This window comes from Psychroserpens sp. BH13MA-6, assembly GCF_052983595.1.
Genome location: NZ_JBRJGE010000003.1, coordinates 417,637 through 437,491 on the forward strand (window position 1 = coordinate 417,637; position 19,855 = coordinate 437,491).

General features: G+C 36.0%; 15 protein-coding genes. 6 read left to right on the forward strand and 9 right to left on the reverse strand.

The window, feature by feature from the left end; translation table 11 throughout:
- The first annotated feature begins 153 nt into the window (after positions 1-153).
- Positions 154-1,173 (forward strand): glutamine synthetase beta-grasp domain-containing protein, encoded by a 1,020-nt coding sequence (locus tag ACU8DI_RS08885; protein WP_447112415.1) that lies wholly within the window; start codon positions 154-156, stop codon positions 1,171-1,173.
- Between the two features lie 69 nt (positions 1,174-1,242).
- Here ACU8DI_RS08885 and ACU8DI_RS08890 read toward each other — a convergent pair whose 3' ends face one another.
- Entirely contained in the window at positions 1,243-2,184 is a 942-nt protein-coding gene (locus ACU8DI_RS08890; RefSeq protein WP_447112416.1) for a calcium/sodium antiporter, read from the reverse strand.
- Positions 2,185-2,383: 199 nt separating this feature from the next.
- On the opposite strand from ACU8DI_RS08890, the gene ACU8DI_RS08895 reads away from it, so the two are divergent.
- The 3 genes from ACU8DI_RS08895 to ACU8DI_RS08905 all read left to right on the forward strand — a co-directional run bounded on the left by ACU8DI_RS08895 (position 2,384) and on the right by ACU8DI_RS08905 (position 5,911).
- Entirely contained in the window at positions 2,384-3,226 is an 843-nt protein-coding gene (locus ACU8DI_RS08895) for a hypothetical protein (RefSeq protein WP_447112417.1), read from the forward strand.
- Positions 3,227-3,383: 157 nt separating this feature from the next.
- Positions 3,384-3,743 carry a BlaI/MecI/CopY family transcriptional regulator gene (locus ACU8DI_RS08900; protein ID WP_447112418.1) on the forward strand — a complete coding sequence of 120 codons (360 nt, stop codon included), beginning with the start codon at positions 3,384-3,386 and terminating at the stop codon, positions 3,741-3,743.
- A gap of 2 nt (positions 3,744-3,745) precedes the next feature.
- Complete coding sequence (locus ACU8DI_RS08905; protein ID WP_447112419.1) at positions 3,746-5,911, forward strand: M56 family metallopeptidase; 2,166 nt, start codon at positions 3,746-3,748, stop codon at positions 5,909-5,911.
- A gap of 58 nt (positions 5,912-5,969) precedes the next feature.
- Here the strand turns inward: ACU8DI_RS08905 and ACU8DI_RS08910 are convergent, their stop codons facing one another.
- Positions 5,970-7,949, reverse strand: a complete 1,980-nt coding sequence (locus ACU8DI_RS08910) for an endonuclease (RefSeq protein ID WP_447112420.1) — start codon at positions 7,947-7,949, stop codon at positions 5,970-5,972.
- 609 nt (positions 7,950-8,558) lie between these two features.
- On the opposite strand from ACU8DI_RS08910, the gene ACU8DI_RS08915 reads away from it, so the two are divergent.
- Positions 8,559-8,711, forward strand: coding sequence for an SsrA-binding protein (locus tag ACU8DI_RS08915; protein ID WP_447112421.1), 153 nt, complete (start codon positions 8,559-8,561; stop codon positions 8,709-8,711).
- Between the two features lie 125 nt (positions 8,712-8,836).
- On the forward strand, positions 8,837-10,954 hold the full coding sequence (locus ACU8DI_RS08920) for an MORN repeat-containing protein (RefSeq protein WP_447112422.1): 2,118 nt from the start codon (positions 8,837-8,839) through the stop codon (positions 10,952-10,954).
- A gap of 94 nt (positions 10,955-11,048) precedes the next feature.
- Here ACU8DI_RS08920 and ACU8DI_RS08925 read toward each other — a convergent pair whose 3' ends face one another.
- From ACU8DI_RS08925 to ACU8DI_RS08955, 7 genes are read right to left on the reverse strand one after another with little or no spacing between them, the layout of a single operon-like run.
- Positions 11,049-12,185, reverse strand: a complete 1,137-nt coding sequence (locus tag ACU8DI_RS08925; protein WP_447112423.1) for a T9SS type A sorting domain-containing protein — start codon at positions 12,183-12,185, stop codon at positions 11,049-11,051.
- The gene (locus ACU8DI_RS08930; RefSeq protein WP_447112424.1) at positions 12,186-13,409 is read right to left on the reverse strand and encodes a hypothetical protein; all 1,224 of its coding nucleotides are present in this window, start codon (positions 13,407-13,409) and stop codon (positions 12,186-12,188) included.
- Positions 13,410-13,429: 20 nt separating this feature from the next.
- Positions 13,430-14,962, reverse strand: a complete 1,533-nt coding sequence (locus tag ACU8DI_RS08935) for a M14 family zinc carboxypeptidase (protein WP_447112425.1) — start codon at positions 14,960-14,962, stop codon at positions 13,430-13,432.
- A gap of 2 nt (positions 14,963-14,964) precedes the next feature.
- Positions 14,965-16,269: a porin gene (locus ACU8DI_RS08940; protein ID WP_447112426.1), complete on the reverse strand. Its 1,305-nt coding sequence runs from the start codon at positions 16,267-16,269 to the stop codon at positions 14,965-14,967.
- Between the two features lie 16 nt (positions 16,270-16,285).
- Positions 16,286-17,431: a beta-aspartyl-peptidase gene (iadA, locus tag ACU8DI_RS08945; protein WP_447112427.1), complete on the reverse strand. Its 1,146-nt coding sequence runs from the start codon at positions 17,429-17,431 to the stop codon at positions 16,286-16,288.
- A gap of 7 nt (positions 17,432-17,438) precedes the next feature.
- Positions 17,439-18,812 (reverse strand): C4-dicarboxylate transporter DcuC, encoded by a 1,374-nt coding sequence (gene dcuC, locus ACU8DI_RS08950; RefSeq protein WP_447112428.1) that lies wholly within the window; start codon positions 18,810-18,812, stop codon positions 17,439-17,441.
- A gap of 18 nt (positions 18,813-18,830) precedes the next feature.
- Complete coding sequence (locus ACU8DI_RS08955; RefSeq protein ID WP_447112429.1) at positions 18,831-19,832, reverse strand: lamin tail domain-containing protein; 1,002 nt, start codon at positions 19,830-19,832, stop codon at positions 18,831-18,833.
- Positions 19,833-19,855 lie beyond the last annotated feature (23 nt).

Here is a 19,855-nt window from a genome sequence, read left to right on the forward strand (position 1 = left end):
TTACGAATATTAAAATTAGGAACAGTCACACCCCTAAAAATTTAGGGTTTATTTAATTGTTGATAACATTTTATTTAAATCAACCCTCTTTTTTTTGACCAAATCATAAAAATTACAATCTTTGTGCTTTAATTTTATAAAACTATAATCAGCATGAGCAAATCTAAGTTAGAGTACATTTGGTTAGACGGATACAAACCAACTCAAAACATGAGAAGCAAAACTAAAATTGAGGATAATTTTAGTGGTAAATTGGAAGATTGTCCTATTTGGTCTTTCGACGGAAGTTCAACGCGACAAGCAGAAGGTGGATCTTCAGATTGTCTGCTTAAACCTGTAGCTATTTATCCAGACCCAGCAAGAAAAAACGGGTACTTGGTAATGACTGAAGTATTGAATGCCGATGGAACACCTCACGAATCAAATGGTCGTGCCACCATTGAAGATGAAGATAATGATTTCTGGTTTGGTTTCGAACAGGAATACTTTATCATGGACAAGAAAACACAGCTCCCATTAGGTTTCCCTGTTGGTGGTTATCCTGCGCCTCAAGGACTTTATTACTGCTCTGTTGGTGGTAGAAATACGCACGGACGTGCCTTAGTTGAAGAACACGCTGATTTATGTATCGAAGCTGGTTTAAATTTTGAAGGGATCAACCAAGAAGTAGCCTCAGGACAATGGGAATTTCAATTGTTTGCAAAAGGTGCTAAAAAAGCTGGTGATGAAATCTGGGTGGCGCGCTATTTATTAGATCGTTTAACTGAAAAATATGGTTATTATATTGAATATCATCCAAAGCCATTAGGAAAAGAGATGGATTGGAACGGCTCTGGAATGCATGCTAATTTCTCTAACACGACGTTAAGAACTTGTGGTAGTAGAGAAATTTATGAAAAAATATGTGAAGCTTTCAGACCTGTTGTTAAGGAACATATTGAAGTATATGGTGAATTTAATGATCAACGTTTAACAGGTGATCATGAAACAGCTTCCATTGATGATTTCAGTTATGGAATTTCTGACAGAGGTGCTTCTATTCGTATTCCTATCATTACCGTTGAAAAGGGATGGAAAGGATGGTTAGAAGACCGTCGTCCAGCATCTAACGGTGACCCATACAAAATAGCGGGTCGCATTGTAAAAACTGTAAAATCTGCCGATATCGAATAGATGATTCAAATATGTTTTGTTCAGAAAAACGTCTTCTCATCTAGAGAAGGCGTTTTTTTTTTGCTGATACTAAGACTTAAAAGCCATAAATATAAATATAGCATACGCCGTAACTAGCAACATGCCTTTATATCTTGATATTTGAAATTTTTTCGGAATAAAAATTAACGGAATCAATACGGCTGCAAATGCCAGCATCCAATAAATATCGCGCGACAAAATTGCGCCATCGGTGACTGGTATAGTTTTGATTATAGATGTCAACCCAAGAACAGAACCAATATTAAAAATGTTAGAACCGATTAAATTTCCTAGTGATAATGCCTTCTCTTGCTTAACAGCTGCAATCACAGAAGCCGCAAGCTCGGGAACACTCGTACCAATAGCAATCACTGTAGCCGCAATCACAGCGTCACTTACACCTAAAGTTTCAGCAAGATCCTTAGCGCCATCTACCAACCATTCAGAACCAAAATATAAAGCTGCTGCCCCAATGAGCAACCACAAAACAATCTTAAAATTAGATACCATAGCAAGATTCTCATCCACCTCTTCCAGCACCACCTCTTTTTTTGCAGATTTTATCAACACGATCATAAATGCAATAAGGCTTGCAAAAAGGATACCGCCTTCAATAGCGGAAAGCTGGTTGTCATTATAAAGGAAGTAAAACAATGCTATGGAAAACAGCATCATGACAGGCCAATTCAGTTTATAAAAAGACTTATCCACAGCGATAGAACCTACCAAAGCGGTAATACCTAGTACCAATCCAATATTCGCAATATTAGAACCGATCACATTATTTATCGCAATAGCTGGCGATCCTGTTAATGCAGCATTCAAACTCACCAACAACTCCGGAGCGGAAGTCGCAAAACTCACAACCGTCATACCAATGACCATTTTCGAAATGTTAAGCTTGAATGACAAAGCGACAGAAGATCTGACCAAAAACTCCCCTCCTACAACCAATAAAATCAAACCTAATATGATCCAAACTAAACTCATGCATTATGATTTTTTATGTTTAAAATAGCTCTTGTATTTAAAACGCGAATATACTACAATTTGTAAGCATCAAAAACGTACTATTCATTTTGATATTAACATGAACCAGAAGCAATAAATTCTAAAATTTAGTTAAAAATTGGGAGGAATTTTGAATGCCTTCTAAATTTGTGCTGTTAATTTTAAAAATCAATTCAAAATGAGAACTATTAAGTTAGCTAAACTGCTTCTAGCCTTTTCATTAGTTACTTGTATTGGCTTGGCAACTTCACATATTTTAGCACAATCGAATAATACCAAAACAGATAACGATGTCGAAGATATTCATATCTCTATTGACAAATCTACTTCTAATACTGATTTTGAAAGTATAACAAAAACCCTCGCAAATTATGGAATCACAGCAACATTTGACACCATAAAGAGGAATGATAACGATGAAATAACCAGCATAAGTCTGCATTTGAGTTCTGAAGATGGTCAACAAACTATGACCCAAATGTCGAGCAATACGCCTATTTCTAAAATTTCTTTCGGAATGGAGAACGGACAACTTTACATCGGTAAAAACTCAGGTCATTCTGCCATATCGAGTATATTTCAACATAGTCAAAAACAGCCCTTTACTTTCAATCGCGATTCCATGTTAATGAATCATATGCGTATTTTGAATAATTTTAATATCGACGATTACTTCAATGATAAAAACTCGGTTTTTATGTTTAATGGTGACTCCTTAACCATTGAAGAGTTGAAAGACAAGATGATGCAAAATTTCAGTTTTAAAAACCCATCAGAGGATCGCTTCTCTTTTATATTTAGTGACGAATTTGATACTAGTAACGGTCGCTATCAATTTATTGATAATCCCGAAAAAGAAAAGATCATTATCATCGACGGTAAAGTTTCTGATTTTAAAACTTTAGACCAATTAGCAAAAGCCGATAAAATCGACAAAGTAGATACCTTAAAACCTGAAACAGCCATGAGTGTTTATGGTAGCAAAGCAAAAGATGGTGCCATTATTGTGACCACGAAATAGATCAAGGAAACGTAAATACGTTCATTGAAAACACGCAAAATGCGTGTTTTTTTTTGATCCTTATAACTTAAATTTTAGTTAAATAACTATAAGAATAGTTGTATAACTATAAAAATAGTTATAGGTTTGTATGGTGATATTATTAAAAACCCAAGCGATGCAAAAGCTAACAAATAAAGAGGAAGAGATCATGCACATTTTATGGCGGCTTGAAAAAGCTTTTGTCAAAGATGTTCTGAATGAAATCAAAGTAGATCCTCCTCATTACAATACATTGTCTACCATTATCAGAAACCTTGAAGACAAAGGTTATGTAAGTTACAATGCCTATGGAAAAACACACCAATATTTTCCCATAGTGAGTATGGAAGCTTATAAAAAGCGCTTTATGAATACCGCTATTGAACACTATTTTAATAACTCTTATAAAAATGTGGTCTCCTTTTTTGCTAAAGAGGAAAAAATAAGTGTCGATGAACTAAAGGAAATTATTGCTTTAATCGAACAAAAGAAATAACCATGGACTATCTTTTAAAAGCCTCATTGGTACTCTTAATTTTTTATATCTGCTATCAATTCTTGTTGCGAGAGGACACGTTTTTTAAGACAAATCGTTGGTTTCTTTTGGCTGGACTCATCATGGCAATGTGTTTGCCCTTGGTTGTTATACCTGTTTATATTGAATACACACCAATAAATCCTTCGCAATTGATTTTGACATCTCAAACGACTTCACAGGAGGTCATAACTCAAGAAGCACCTGCTTTTGATGTTTACACGGTATTCATGTGGTTATATATCTTAGGTATGCTGATCTTCTTTGGGAAATTAATTATGGAATTTCTTTCTTTAAAGCGATTGATTCATAATAAACCTGCTATTCAAGATAAAAACATCAAAGTTATTGAAACGGATGATCACATCGCACCATTTTCCATTTTCAATATTGTTGTTTACAATCCAAACCTCTTCGAGAAACGTGAGTTATCGCATATCATCAACCATGAAAAAGTGCACGTTAAGCAATGGCATTCCATCGACAATCTTCTTGTACAAATCGCCTGTGCATTATTTTGGTTTAACCCCTTTATATGGCTGTATAAAAAAGCCCTTTTGCAAAATCTTGAATTTATAGCTGATCAAGAAGCACATAAGGTTGCGAATTGCCAAAAAAGCTATCAAGAAGTTTTACTGAAAGCCAGTATCAACCATCATCAATTACAAATCATCAATAATTTTTACACATCATTAATCAAAAAACGAATCGTTATGTTACACAAATCTAAATCAAATCATCGCAATCAATTAAAACTCATTTTTGTCATTCCGCTATTGGTCGTTTTCATGATGAGCTTCAATCTTAAAGACGTTTATATCGAACGTCCCATAGATGCTTATTCAGGAGTAGAAAATCTATTGCCTGCCAATGATGTGGTAGAAATCGTCATTACTAAAAACACGACCGATAAAGAATTGGAATCCATTAAATCAGAGCTTAAAGCTAAAGGTATTTCATTTAGCTACAGCCAGGTAAAACGCAATAATGCCAATGAAATAACAGGGATCAATACAACCTTTAAAAGCGGTGATAATTCCACTAATTACAACGTGAGTAGTGATGATCCTATCAAAACCTTCCGATTTAAGAGTTCCGAAGATTCGTTCGGTGTTGGCACTTTAGACAAAGAAGATCAAACGTTTTATTATAGAACCAATAGCGGAAAAACCAAGGTACAATCCACGAGTAAAAATAGCCATGTGATTTTTACTGAAAGTGATGATGAAGATATGGACAAAGAATCAGACAATGATGACCATAGTAATGTCATATTTAAGAGCAAAACTTGGACCAACTCAAACGGTGAGAAAATCACGATTGATGCTTCTGAAAATGGGAATATGTACAACATTCGTGAGGTTTCAGACGAACCTATATTTGTTATTAACGGTGAGGTTGTAGAAAAAGCCATTTTTGAAGATGTTGATTCTGAAGACATTCAATCTATCAATGTTCTAAAAGGAAAAACAGCCGTAAAATATTACGGTGCTAATGGAAAAAATGGCGTTGTGCTTATGACTAAAAAGGGCGCCAAAAATTCTAATATCGAATTTATCTCGATTGAAGAAGATGACAACGCACCTTTGATGATCATCGACGGAAAAGTTGTGTCTAAATCAGATTTTAGCAAGGTTGATCCCAACATGATTCATAGTCTTGAAGTATTAAAAGAAGGTAACGCAAAAAAAATCTATGGTGCAAAAGCTGAAAATGGTGCTGTCATTGTAAAGACTACTCGTAACTATGCTAGCAGCAGTCAAAATCAACCAGTGATTGTTGAAGTTCAAGATGTTCACCCAAGGAACATTGAAACAGCGGTATCTTCTGTGTATTTTACTAATGACAACGACCCTATTGAGGTACTTGAGTTTATCATTACAAAAACATCGACTGATGCTTTTTTAGAGCATCAGAAGAACGCTTTAAAGTCCAAAGGTATCGATGCAAAATTTAATAAGGTGAGACGAAATGATGCTGGAGAAATTACCAGCATAAAAATATCCCTTGATGACAATCAAGGAAGAAAGTCTAGTGCAAGCTGGAAGGAAAAGGAACAAGCCATCCCTGATATCGTGGTAGGTAAGTCTAGCGACGATAAATTATATATTAGATCGCTCGGAAACTAAAAACAAAAAAGCCCAAATAAGACTATTTGGGCTTTTTTAATTTTTGTTGATAGGCGCATCAGTTTACCACAAGCTTATTTACAATAGTTTTTGTACCAATTTGTAATTGTAAAAGGTATATACCACTAGATAAATTAATCGCTATGGACTGATTTGGAACAGCCGTTAATGTCTCCACAAGACGACCCTCTAAACTAAATACCTTCACTATTGAGGTTTCTTTCAGACCATTAATTGCGAAACTACCAGTTGTAGGGTTAGGCACGACGTTCAAAGCTGGAATAGTCACCTCAGAGACACTCAATGGCTGATCCCAGGCATCACCTACATTTGTACCCCAAATGTACTCGACCAAATCTGGCTGATCAATAAATGGATTCCGATTAAACTGCCAATTATAAATCACATTATTTCTATTCATCTCGAAGTCATCAGGTGGATCATTACGATGCCAAGTTAAAAGGGTAGCTAAATCACCTAACTCCCCTACCGTACCTTCTGGAAATCCATTAACAACTTGTAAACCATTGAACCGTATCTCCATGTAAAGCACACTTCTTGCCACATCACCATAAAAACTCCCTTGCGTATTAACTGGCCCTATATATTGTCCGTAGTGCTGATTGTTTCTCGAACTATTCTCTGCACCATCTGCGGCTCGAAGCGCATGTGCATCAGAATTACCATGTCGTAAGGAGTCGGCAGTTGTATTCCAGAAAATATCTATACCATCTGCAAAATCATCGTCGTCAATACTAAAGAATCCACCACGAGACCTAGGGTACGTGTGCTCTCTATTCCATTTACCGGTATTATCAGATCCTGTTTGAAAATCTAATTTTGGGCGACCTTGTTCTGTATAGACTAACCAAACTTCGTTGCTGTTTTCTGGGTTTTGATCTGCCTCCTTTAATATGTCGATTATATCTGTATAAGTTTGGGCTCTTACCACACCTTCTTCGGCAATAATATCTTGAAGCGCCTGACGCAATGCGCCATCTGCTAAACCATCTAATGAATCATAGTAACCATCGGGCTGCGTACTTGCCACGTTTCCAAAAGTAGGGTTGATTGGTGTCCCATAATTAGCAACAACGAAATCATTGTCAACGATTCGAATTTCCAAATTATTATTTAGCGCTAGATATTCTGTAGGTAAGCTTTCAAAACGAATTCGCGTCACCTCATCACCTTCATCGTCTGAATCATCTATTAAGTTGATTGTTGTAGTGGTTGTGGATTGGTTCATTGGAATGGTAATTGACAAATTACCCGTAAAATCAGCAGCATCGAAACCATTATTGTTTAATAGAATATTAAAATTCAAATCACTCGTAACTGGTGTTTCTGAAGTAAACGTGATATCGAAGCTTTCACCTTCGTCATACTGTGATTGCGCCACTGCAATACTGATGCCATTCAATACCACACCAGAACCATCATTAAGTTGTCTAGGTGTAGGCGTTGTAGCTGTATAAGTCACATTATCATTTATATCAACGAAACGCTGTATAGAATTGGTATTATTTCCTGACCCTTCATTAATCTGTTGAATCGTTGCAAATCTTGGGTCTTGACTAAATATGGCAATCATATCGGTATCATCGGCATCAGCGGTGCCATAAATAAGCACATCTACTAAATTTTCAATGGTTGCTGTTGTTTCCTCCGGAAAATCAATATCATCAGCCTGATAAATCGCCACAGCATCTGCACCATTCTGGATGACATTTTCAGCGATTAAATATTGAGGCACTGGACTCACGGAATTACTTCCTATTAATAAAAGTCCGTTAATATCGGTTTGATAACCATCTAGATCTACTGTAAAATAACTCGAATTCATGCCAGAGGCCGATCCATTGAAAAATACGACCACATATCCGTCGAGCGGAAAGTTTGGTGTCTCACTCAACAACTCGACAAACTCCATGGTGTCAACACCAGGTGTATCACAGTCCAATTCATTAATGACCACTTGGGTAAAACCAACATGAGTCAAACAAAATGCTATAAGGCAACATAGAATTCCTTTCATAAACTAACGCTTTTTGCAAATGTAATCATCTCAATACATGATTTGGCATTATCAGATTATTAAATAATTAAATTTAACAAAATAGCGCTAATTCCTTTTAGAAAATACGCGTTCAACATATTGAAAAATGAAAATCCAAAAAAGATGAAATCTATCATTTTAAGTGTTTTGACAATGAAATTCCCCTTGAAATAAAAAAACACACCCAAAAACCCCCTTCATTTATTTCATTTTATAACTATTATATATTTATTGAATTACATTTTAAAAGTTTTTTTAAGATAGTCACATAAATATCGAAATCATTGTCATTTTTTTAGTTATATATTCATATTCAATTTCATAGATTTTACTCAAAGTCCTTGGAAGTAAGATTTCCAAAATGATATATTGAAAACTCAATCAAAAAAATAAATCAAATACTAACCCTTAAAACCAAAGAATTATGATGACACTTGCTAAATTATTAATCGACATTTTATTTTCGATTAGATAGACCCACTCAATGAATGTAAAGCTTAGTCTAGAATAAGTTTTACATCATTTTTAAAAAGACGTTCTTTAAATTTCAAAATTTGTAATTTTACATGATTCTCAAAGTCATCATGTATGAAGCAGAACCTCTTTAAATTACTGGCTAAAATCAACAAACTTCTGTTACCTAGCTATTCCAAACGACAATTAGATTTAAGCAAAGCCTCTAAATTGCAATTAGCGATTATTGGTTGGAGAGTGTACGTTACCAAACGCGCAATAGATTAAACAATAATTCATTCTTAAACATTCCAAGAAAATACGACATATGTCGTATGGACTGATATACTCTTAGTTCTTATTTTGAATGGCATTAATGACGTCATGAAATCTTCATGACAAATTTCAACATTATGACATTCAAAAAAACAATTTCCATTATTCTCTTTAGTTTTCAGCTCATTATTTTACTCAATTCATCACTTATTTGGTCCCAAAAAATAGATTGGATGAATGCGCCTAAAAATCCTATCGGATTTAAGTGGCAATCCAACCATTTCAATCTTAGGGGAGATATTTATGCTTCTAACGATAAAATATTCAATCGAAAGGGGTTTCTTACAGAGAGTATTACAACCATCTATTATTATGAAAACGATGTTTTGGTGGGCACTAATTATGGCGACGTTATCCACACCGATGCTCGAGGTAATATTACAAAGTACACCTATAAGAAAGGCTCAACAAGTACTTACACTTTTAGTGATAACGATTTACTCACCAGATCAGAAGATTCTAACGGAAATATAAAAGTCCACAAGTACGATACTCATAATCGTGTTATTTCAACTTCGTGGTACAAAAAAGATCAATTGTATCAAAGACATGACTATGAATATAAAAAAAAGGGTGACACAACTATTGTTAATATCGCTTATACCTTCAACAATAGTGACTTAAAAAACTTCTATGAATATTATTACGTTAATGGTCATTTGGTCAAGGAAGTAGTGCCATCTGGAACGTTGAACTATCATGTAGCATTAGACCATAAAGGAAACGCCATCGATTTTTACATGACTAACAAAGCCGATGTGACACATTACAAGACGTATAATCGCTATTATGACGAGGCCAATACATCGAACGAACTAGAATTTGGATATCATCGCTATACGGAAACATCTAAACCTATACCCGCAGTCTTCATCAATGGTAATCGCGCCAGAGATGTTAAAATCGCTAATGGTGTAAAAAACAACGAAAAAGTAGTATACGATGGTCTTAATAACATTTATTATTCGGTCATAGAGCCACCAGAGCAGGATAGGTCTACTGATAAGCGCATCCCTATTACTCAGATTATCGCAAAAGGATTAAACAACATTACCTATTCACATAACGGTCAATTTATCGCTTATGTGAATGGTGATAACAAAGTGAAACATCGTGAGTTTTGCTACCTTGGCCCTCATCTCATAGATTACAGACAAGATCAATCAGAAGGCAGAACCTACATGGTTGTTAACTACAAAAACAAAAAAGAGGATGCTGTAAAATCTTTAAAATTGATTTCTAAAGACAACAATTCCATTTTTTATACACGGGATTTGGTAAAAGATAATTTTTTCGTAGCGTATAACGGTAAACATATTGATTACAAAAAAGCAAGATTTGAGTATTTAGATAATGGTGATCCTGTTATTTTTATTGATGACATTCCAAAATTCGTCCTCACTGGATTCAAAAATGCCAGTAATTTTGTAGTTCAAAAGGGCCAACCTTATAACAATGAATTACCCGTAAAATCAAGCGCCACAAATACATCAAATACAACAACACCATCAAATACTACTAACTACACCTGTAAAAAGGGTGATTGTAAAAATGGATGGGGACAAACTGACATCAATGGTATTATCGTATATGGCACTTTCAAAAATGGTGCATTGCATGGTCTGGCTTATGTTTCCTATCCCAAGGGTTCATACTATCACGGTGAGTATAAAAACAATTTCAGAGAAGGGATGGGTTATTATAAGTTTGACAATGGTAATACTTATGTTGGGTATTGGAAAAATGGTAAACAGCATGGATACGGTATCACCTTCAACAGTAATGGCAAAATAACGAGTGCTGGAGAATTTGAAAATGGCAAACTCATTAAGAACATGGCAAGTGATTATCTCAATAATATAAAATCATCCAACTATTGTCAAGGTAATTGCACAGATGGCTTCGGACAATACACCTACGGAAATGGAGATACCTATCTTGGTTTTTTCAAAAACAACCAAAGGTATTCAGTAGGCACCTACAATTGGACAAATAACAGCAAATTTACAGGAGCTTATACCTTGGGAGGCACAAGAAGTGGTTACGGTATGTATACCTATGTTGACCAATCCGTATTCAAAGGCTTTTTTATCAACGATAAAATTGATGGATTAGGTGTTATGAAATATAATAAGACCGGATCTGTTGTTTACGGTGTATTTAATAACAAAGGTGCCAAAATAAAAGACTACTGATGACATAAAATGTCACTCTTAACAACGTAAAGATGACCTTTTCATTAGAATGCAAAACCATGTCAATCATTGGATTTGACCATGTCATAATTGATCACATGACCATAATCTTTTGAATATGAACGTTTTTTCCATTGGTAATTTTGAAGACATACATGCCTGATTTGAGACTTGGAATATTGAGATGTTTTCCTGTAAATGTCTTTTCAAAAACTTTTTTTCCTAAGGTATCATAAATGGCGACAAACGAGGAGCCCTCTGTAATTCCTTCAATAGTTAAGGATTGGTTTTTTAAGGGATTCGGATAGAGCATCATTTGGTCCTTGGTTGTCTCCAATGTGTTTAAAATGTCTAATGGCAAATATTGTAATGCATCATTGGCCATTAACTGAGCCTGATGTCCTATTCCCGCAACTTCATGTTTTTCCCAATTATAGGTCGCATTCAAATCCTGTGAAGTGATGAGACTTGTATTATAAAAGTATTGGCCACGCTCCAATCTGTGTAAACCTTGCTGATTATCAACAACCGTATTATGTCTTAATCCAGGAGCATTAGGATCTGTATCGTTTTGTCCTAAATGAATAATTAAGGTTTTAGAAAAAGCATCAATCAAATCAGCATTAGGAAGTTCTCCTACTTGTAATCCATAGGGAAAATCAACTGAAAACTCTGGCACAGTGTACCAACCTGCATTGGAACAAACCGCAGTATTTAAGTGACTATCTGGCAAATACATCACAAACCGATGTAAAAATTGTGCACCACCAGAATGTCCCCAAGCATCGTAAACCTCTTGTAGTCCAGAAATATCGGTTTTTATGTAATCAAACAATGGATCAATTATTGAAAATGTCCATTCATCTACCGAATTGAAGGACCCTGAACTAGGGTTATCTCCATCATCAAAAATATTGGCAAGTTGATAGGCATCTCCTCCAGGAAAATTAGCATCTGAAAATTCTGGTGCAAAGACCATGAACCCATTGGCATTGGCCATAGTTATCCAATAATCACGATAGTCATCGGCATTTCTGCTGGCACCATGAAAAGAAAATAGGATTGGCATTGTTGAAAGATCGCCATTCGGAATATGATAAAACACCTCAACCGTTTGATTATTTAGAGGACTATCTGGCGTATAATTGAATGATCCCGTTGAATTAGGCATCAAGTTTTGAGCCTCTGAAAAACAGGCTATTAATAGAAATACAAAAGCAAAACACTTCATTTAAAACACAATTTGGACTAAAAATTCACCGACGATTTGATCATTCGTATTTTCAAAGTTTATTTTGGTAATTGACGCTTGCATTTTTAAATTATGGTTATCAAAATACTTTGTTAAACCAAATGTATAACTGCTATTATCCATAAGTTGAGAATTTAAATTCTCAGAAAACTCAGATTTCAAACTTCCATATCTTATATCAAAACTTAAGCCTTTTGGTAACACATAACCACCTTGGATATTGATGGCATCTCCTAAATACAGATATTCACTAATTTGCTGTGGTGCTAAAATCGTGGTTGCCGCTTCGTCAATATAGACTTCATCAAGATTACTTGCAGCTGCGTTTGCATATTCTGCCAAGAGTGAAAATCCTTTATATTTAAACAGCAAGTCAACATAAAGTTGTGTATAATCTGGCAAACTTATGTTGCCATCTCTATCGTACAAAAAGAAATCACCGTGCCCATCACCTACTGAATTACTCACGCCAGAGTTTTTACTCATTGCTGTTCCTATGACAAACTTTGGCGATGTTTCCCTAGCCAAATCTGCGCTAAAAAGATCGTTACCTTCCTTAAAGAAGCCCAGAGGATAAACATCTAGACGTCCTCCTATTTTTAATCCGCCCAGATCCACATCTCTTGAATCTGCGCCAAATGAGTTGCGTCCATCGCCAGAAGTTAACGCCATCATTGGCGCAATACCTACATTACCAAGCACATTAAATTTAGCTTCTGCAAATATCCCGAACTCGCGACCTAAATCACTGAGGTTTGTACTAAGTCTACTTTTGTTAGTAAACTGTAATCGATCTTCTCTGAAGGTCATTTCCTTATTATTAACAAACGTCTGCTTTTGACCAACTGTGATTGTTACAGCGTTAATTGGATGATAGGCTACCCAAGCATCTAACAACGGTTCGTCTAAGCTATAATCAGTTTGTACCAGAAAACTCACTTTTTCTTTTACCGCCTTTCCGCTCAAAATTAAAAAGGAACGTTTGGAACTAAACTGGTTCTCTGTGTCCATATCCTCAAATTTTGAATATTCATAAGCTGGCTGAATAAATCCGCTAAAATTAAACTGATAATTTCCTTCATTAAAAGAAAAGTTTAAGCCACTGCCTAGCTTAAAACTTGCATTATTTTTATCCTTATCCTCTTGGGCATTTAACATTAAACCCAAACCGAACAAAACGATTAGTAACGATATTCTTTTCATTTGTTTTCTCTTTTGCATTATTAGTTTAACTGTCTGTAAATTGGCAATTGTTCACCTTTATCTGTTTCAAGCACACCGAAACTTACAAAGCTATTAGGAGCTTCAGGTTCGAGGACTTCAATGATTAAATTTGATTGCCGTTGATTCATAGGAATGATAAAAGTTCCTGACGGGAATGATATATTTTCAATGCTTAATTCTGTTTTAACCGTTTGCCGATTCATTTTTTCATAAGGCATATCATCTCTATCATATGCGATGACATTATAGGTTTGTACTTCTAAGGTTGTGGGTTCACTCAGTATTTCTACTTGAGATCCTAGTGCTTTTAGTTTTTTAATCAATTTTTCTTGTGACGCACTGATGATATAAGCCTTTGGTCGTTCTCTAATGAGTTTAGCCTGCATTTGACCTGCATCTCTAAAAGTTGCCTCGAGCTCTATATAGTCATTTGAATCTAAGTCGATTGTTTTGATAGTATCCTCATAAACCGTTCGTTCACTGGTCACAATCGCATCCGCCTTACTTGTTTGCGCTATGGTTAATTCGGATTTAATCGCTTCCATATGCTCATATGCCGTTTCCAGATAGGAGATCGCAATCACAAAACCTGTATGAATTCTGCGCTTAAAAGACGTTCTTCCAATACCTACACCTCGAATTTCGAAAAGTGTAGAGATGGTGTTATTGAGTGCATATGATGTGGCACTAGATCTTGCATTATTCGAGCCTTGGTTAAAATGAACTTCACCTCCGTACTCATCCGTTGACACATAATCGTGATGTAAATAATTGTGATCATTAAGCGCCTCACGCGCGTTTTCAACAAATAGTTCGTTGGTAAGTTTTCTGATGTTTTCAGGAACATTCAAATTTCCGGAATACAAAAACATGGCGTCAAACGCCGACGTGATTCCGAAAGAACTCAATTTAGCAAAATCACGACGGTAAGGTCTGTATTCGTGAAAATCCATACCAACTTCAGGATTGAATTCTGAAAAGGCCTTTTTTAAAGCCACCGATTCTTGAGCCATAAGTTTGGTCTGATCTCTATTTAGATCAAGTCCGTTTGCCGCATATCTATCTTGCTTTTCATAACCATCAATATTCGCCATTGGCACCATTTTTATGGCAATTCTATCGAGTAAATAATTGTAGCTATCATCTGTTAGGAGTTTATCTAAAAGGTATAATAATGCCTCAGTACTGGCTGGTTCATTCCCATGTAAGCCACCTTGCATCCAAACTTTGATCTTATCTTCGTTATTAGGATTGCTGATGTAAACCATAGGAATACTTTTTCCTTTTTGACTTTCACCAATCATTTGAATAGTCACATGCTCAGGATACTTGTCTTCGTATTTTACCAAATACGCCATGAGTTCTCTATAATCTGTAAAACCTCTTTTTTTATTTAAGGCTGGAGTTATGTCTTCTAATGCCTCGAATTCTGGGAAAAATTTCTCTGTAATCTTTTTAGATTGAGGATTCAATTGTGCCTCAACCATTAGAGAAAACAGAAAAAACACCGTATATATAATTTTATGCTTCATAATTAAAATGAAATAGTTAACATCATTCTGGCAATCCATTCATTACCATCAATAGGATTACCGTCTATATCGTTGATACCATCACTACCGTCAATATGGGTGATAGAGGCTTGAATTTTTGCGCCATAATTTCGCGACAAATATTTGCTAATACCGAACGTATAGTAATTGGGTCTGTTATAAAATGTGGCGTTATTTAAAAAAGAATGCTCATCTGCTTTTAAATACGTGTATCGTCCATCGATTGAAATTCCATTTTTAAAAAGATAGCCTAACTGAATATTATAAGCTTCTCCTAGCATCATTCGACCTTTCACATAATTCTCCACGTCTTGAATACCGTCCACTTCAAAGGTTGTTGACGTCGTCCCATCATTTCTGACGCGCTGTGTAATATCTTCTGGAACTACAGCGCTGGTTTTCATAAATTCACCTAAAGCGGAAAAGCCCTTGTACTTAAACATAAAATCAACACCAAATTTTGTATAATCTGGAAGGGATTCTTCATCACGGTCATTGAGATAAATGATAGATCCACTATTTCTACCTCGCCTGCTACTCATACCAGAATTATGGCTCAGTGTTGCACCAATCACTAGTTTCGGAGACAATTCCCTTACGACATCAGCCTGTCTGAATTGTCCAAAATTTGTAAACGTCCCAAATGGTAAAAAATCAATCCTTCCACCTACTTTGAGTCCGCCTCGATCTTTACTAAATACATTACCTCCGTCACCGTTGGTAACGACAAAATAGGGTTTGAGGTAGGTCCCACCACCCGTTCTAAAACGACCTTGAAGAAATAAGCCAAATTCTCTAATACTAGCAAAAGCTGAAGTTAATCGGCTACGCTCAACCAATTGCAAGGCATCTGATGTCATAAACAACTCTCGGTTATCAGTGTATGTGGCGCGTTGCCCAAAAGTAGCTTTGATACGATTTGTAATATTATAAGATACCGTAGCATCCAATAAATAATTAGAGCTTGCATCATCTACTTCCGAAGAACCACTCAGATCAAAGGCCAAACGATATTCAAAACGGGCATTCGTTGTGGTCCCATCTAGTCGCAATCTTACACGACGCATCCTAAAGCGGTTGACTGATGTATCGAACCTATCACCCGTGTAAATTTTAGTTTCTGCGTAGGGTTGCACAAATCCTGTAATTTTCATCGTATAATCATCATCACCTCTAAAATTTAGACCATCACCAAAAGTGTAAGTATCTAACTTTATATTTTGAGCTTTGATAGGCATCCCCAAAAACAGCAATGCACATAAAATTCCAATTTTAAAACCCTTCATATATGTATGTTTTATTCTATGATTCAAAATGTCCCTTAACAATTACTTCTTTATGTTTCATCATCTGACGTCCTTTTGCAAATACATCTGTCAACTCCAAAGCGGTATTAAAACAGCAAAGGTCCGCGTCATAGCCCACTTCGACTTTACCTTTGTGCTGTAAACCAAGATTATTGGCTGGGTTGATCGTAATTAGTTTGAAAGCTTCACTAATAGGTAAATTTCCTTTTTTCACCAATTGGACAACTTCCTTGAGATTGGTATCAATGGGTGCAGGCTTTGTTCCTATCGGATTGCCGTCATCATCAAAAGCTGTTAATCCAGCGTGACCATCAGTACTAAATGTCATCTTATCAATTGCTACACCTTCCTCTAAAGCATATAAAACGGATTTATACGGATCAGTATATTTAGAAGCACCTGTTGTGATATCGATCATACCACCCATTTTTGCAAACCTAATGGCCTGATCAAATAATGCTTTTGTTCTTCCAACATGTGTTGGAGAAATGTGTTCTATTGGGAATTCATATTTTTCAACAAGTTCAAATAGAGGGTCCATTTTTGTCTCAAGAGCTCCTAAATGCACATGAAGAATCCCTTTTTTTCTACCAACCAAACCACCGACCCTCACATCTTTTAATTTTCTTAAGAGTTCCGTGGCTGTTGGATAAGACGATCTTACATCACTTATGGCGATTTTGCATCCCAAAACCTTATCAATAAATATCATATCGCCTTGAATACTTTCTGTAATGGTGGCGCCATCAACACCGTAATAACCACATAGCATATAGGCGGAAATCCCCTCTTGTTCAAGGGCTTTCACTTTGCTATAGAGAGCCCGAATATTTCTGGCCGTTCCATCCGTTCCTAAAAGACTCGATACTGTTGTTGTTCCACATTTAATCAAATCGCTTAGATTAACCTCTGGTGTCATGGAAGCATAGCCAAACTTTCCACCAGCTCCCGTTACATGAATATGCTGATCTATAAGTCCGGGAGTTGTTATATTTCCTTTGGCGTCGAAAATTTCTGAATCTTTTTCAAACCGATCAAGGTTATCTTCTATTGCCAAAATTTTGTTTTCGGCAATGAGAATGTCTTTCTTTCCTAGATAATCTGGACTATATAATTCTGTATTTTTTATGAGTGTAAACATGAATATCTTATATATAATGGTAAAACAACATAATGACCAATGCCACAGACAATGGTATTATATTTCGCTTAACAATTTGTATGGTGGTTACTTGTGCTATTTCAGCCGTGGCGATAATGACACCAGCTACAGGAGAAACTGTTCTTCCCATAGATGCCGATAATTGCATGGGCAATATGATGGTCGTGGTATCAACACCCAATTTGGTTGCGATTTTTGGTATCAATGGTCCGAACGCAAAAAATGAGGCATTCCCACTTCCCATGAGCATAGAGGCGAGAAAAATCATGATGGTCATAACCACTCCAATACCAATAGCACCAAAACCAATATTAGTCGCAATCGCTAAGAGTCCATCAATAAAACCGAGACTTATCAAGCCTTTTGCAAAAATATCTGCAGTGATAATAAGGGTAACAACCGTTTTGAAAATATTACCCATACCATTCCAAAATATTTGAAGCGAGTTTAATACTTGCTTTATGTTTTTCGTTCTTATTAATTCACAAATAAGAGCTACAAAGAGACTAATAAACATAGCCGTAGTCGTATCGAGCGTAATAGGCGTGTTAAACAGAGTGAATAATTCAGAAAACACTAAAAGCAATATGATTGGTAAGACCGGAATAACCGCATAAATTACTGGCGCATTGCTGCGTTTTTCATTGGTATCTTTTTCTACAGTTAAAATTTCAAGCTCATCAGCTTCTTTTTTATCGAAATATCGGTTGACGAAATAATAAGTGATCATCATAGCAATACTCAAAGGCCAAACAAGAGGGATTTGATAATCGACAAAGAACAGAATTGTATCCATCCCAGCAATATTGGTAGCACTTGCCGTAATGGCTGATGCTGGTCCGATACCAAAAGCCGTGGTAGCAGTGATTACTGAAACAGCAGACAACCTGCTCACGCCTAGATTAATTAAAATTGGAAATAGGGATGCCATTAAAAGCAGTCCTAAGCCTGCAGCTGATGGAATTGCCGTAAATAAAATTTGACCAATTGGAATGACCATTGACGCTGCCAAATAAGGTCTTTTTTTAAGTAGTGCCAAGGGTTTCATCGCAACATTCACTAAGGCATCTGACGCACCAATCTCATGAATATAAGCCACAAAGCCACCAATTGCCATAATCATTAAGCCGACACCTGCATTCGTTTTACTGAATGACTCTTTGATATACCTGAATAAGTCAAAACCTGAAAATCCGGTTGGATCTAGCAGACCTGGTAGTTTGTATTTGAATAATTGTGCCATCACTAGCATGACCAAACCAGAAACGAGCAGTACGGCATGTGGATTATATTTTTTCAGCAATAATCTCGCTGTAATTACAACAAATACTAACGATAAGATTGGCCCTATATAGCTCATTGAATAATTAGCTTAAAATTAAAATGATGAGCCATCAAGTTTGGTTCCAGGTGAAAATAACGTCCCATTGGCACCCTCAATCCCACCATGCTGTTCGAAATTACCGGTTAAATCTGGATTTCTCGTATAAGATTCGTTAGGATTATTTGAAAGTGGTTCGATGTCAAATGTTAAGATTGGCGTACCGCTCGGATCTGCCAAGGTGACAAAATCACCAGAATTACTCATGTTTATCAATCCTTCAGAAGCTGTTTGCACAATGGCACCGCCAAAGTCTCCTGTAGGTGTACCACCACCAAACAACACTAAAACACCATTAACAGGAATAATCGTTCCAGCAGGAAATGTATGTCTAATTTGTGAATCATCTGAAACAGTGTAGCCACTTAGATCTAATTCTGGTCCAGAATTAAAGAACTCTATAAATTCATCATCATTTGCATCTCTTGTACCATCGTTATTAGCATCGCCAGATAAACCAGAAGGTGGATCATACAACACTTCATTAATTAAAAACCCAAGAAACGGACAACCATTATTTTCAATAGCACCAGCTTCATTTGGGCAATCATCATTGGCATCCAAAACACCATCGCCATCACTATCACTATCATCATCCTGTAATGCTATGATAATTTGTGAACCCGATAATGTTAATACATTCGACGCATTTTCTAAGCTAATAATGATGGTCTCCTCTCCCTCGATTTCTTCATCCTGAATACTACTAATGGTAAGACTACCAGAAGTATTTCCTGCAGAAATCGTAATGCTATTCGAACTTAGCGAATAATCGGCAGATGGCGTGGCTGTTCCAGAAATATCAAAAGGAACAACGATATCAGTACCTGATTCACCATTTAAGGTAGCTGTGATGGTCACTTCACTATTCGCTTCGCTGAGATTTTCATCATCTACACTTAACTCTAAAGCTGGCAGAATATCATCTGTTTCACAAGCGTTTAGAGCGATAAACAACATCGGGAAAATCAAAAAATTAAATAAATGTTTAGTTTTCATAGAATCTATTCAATTAAAAAAAA

Coding starts and splice junctions, on each gene's coding strand:
- ACU8DI_RS08885 (WP_447112415.1), top strand. CDS start 154: ATGAGCAAATCTAAGTTAGAGTACATTTGGTTAGACGGATACAAACCA.
- ACU8DI_RS08890 (WP_447112416.1), bottom strand. CDS start 2,184: ATGAGTTTAGTTTGGATCATATTAGGTTTGATTTTATTGGTTGTAGGA.
- ACU8DI_RS08895 (WP_447112417.1), top strand. CDS start 2,384: ATGAGAACTATTAAGTTAGCTAAACTGCTTCTAGCCTTTTCATTAGTT.
- ACU8DI_RS08900 (WP_447112418.1), top strand. CDS start 3,384: ATGCAAAAGCTAACAAATAAAGAGGAAGAGATCATGCACATTTTATGG.
- ACU8DI_RS08905 (WP_447112419.1), top strand. CDS start 3,746: ATGGACTATCTTTTAAAAGCCTCATTGGTACTCTTAATTTTTTATATC.
- ACU8DI_RS08910 (WP_447112420.1), bottom strand. CDS start 7,949: ATGAAAGGAATTCTATGTTGCCTTATAGCATTTTGTTTGACTCATGTT.
- ACU8DI_RS08915 (WP_447112421.1), top strand. CDS start 8,559: ATGAAGCAGAACCTCTTTAAATTACTGGCTAAAATCAACAAACTTCTG.
- ACU8DI_RS08920 (WP_447112422.1), top strand. CDS start 8,837: ATGACATTCAAAAAAACAATTTCCATTATTCTCTTTAGTTTTCAGCTC.
- ACU8DI_RS08925 (WP_447112423.1), bottom strand. CDS start 12,185: ATGAAGTGTTTTGCTTTTGTATTTCTATTAATAGCCTGTTTTTCAGAG.
- ACU8DI_RS08930 (WP_447112424.1), bottom strand. CDS start 13,409: ATGAAAAGAATATCGTTACTAATCGTTTTGTTCGGTTTGGGTTTAATG.
- ACU8DI_RS08935 (WP_447112425.1), bottom strand. CDS start 14,962: ATGAAGCATAAAATTATATATACGGTGTTTTTTCTGTTTTCTCTAATG.
- ACU8DI_RS08940 (WP_447112426.1), bottom strand. CDS start 16,269: ATGAAGGGTTTTAAAATTGGAATTTTATGTGCATTGCTGTTTTTGGGG.
- iadA (WP_447112427.1), bottom strand. CDS start 17,431: ATGTTTACACTCATAAAAAATACAGAATTATATAGTCCAGATTATCTA.
- dcuC (WP_447112428.1), bottom strand. CDS start 18,812: ATGAGCTATATAGGGCCAATCTTATCGTTAGTATTTGTTGTAATTACA.
- ACU8DI_RS08955 (WP_447112429.1), bottom strand. CDS start 19,832: ATGAAAACTAAACATTTATTTAATTTTTTGATTTTCCCGATGTTGTTT.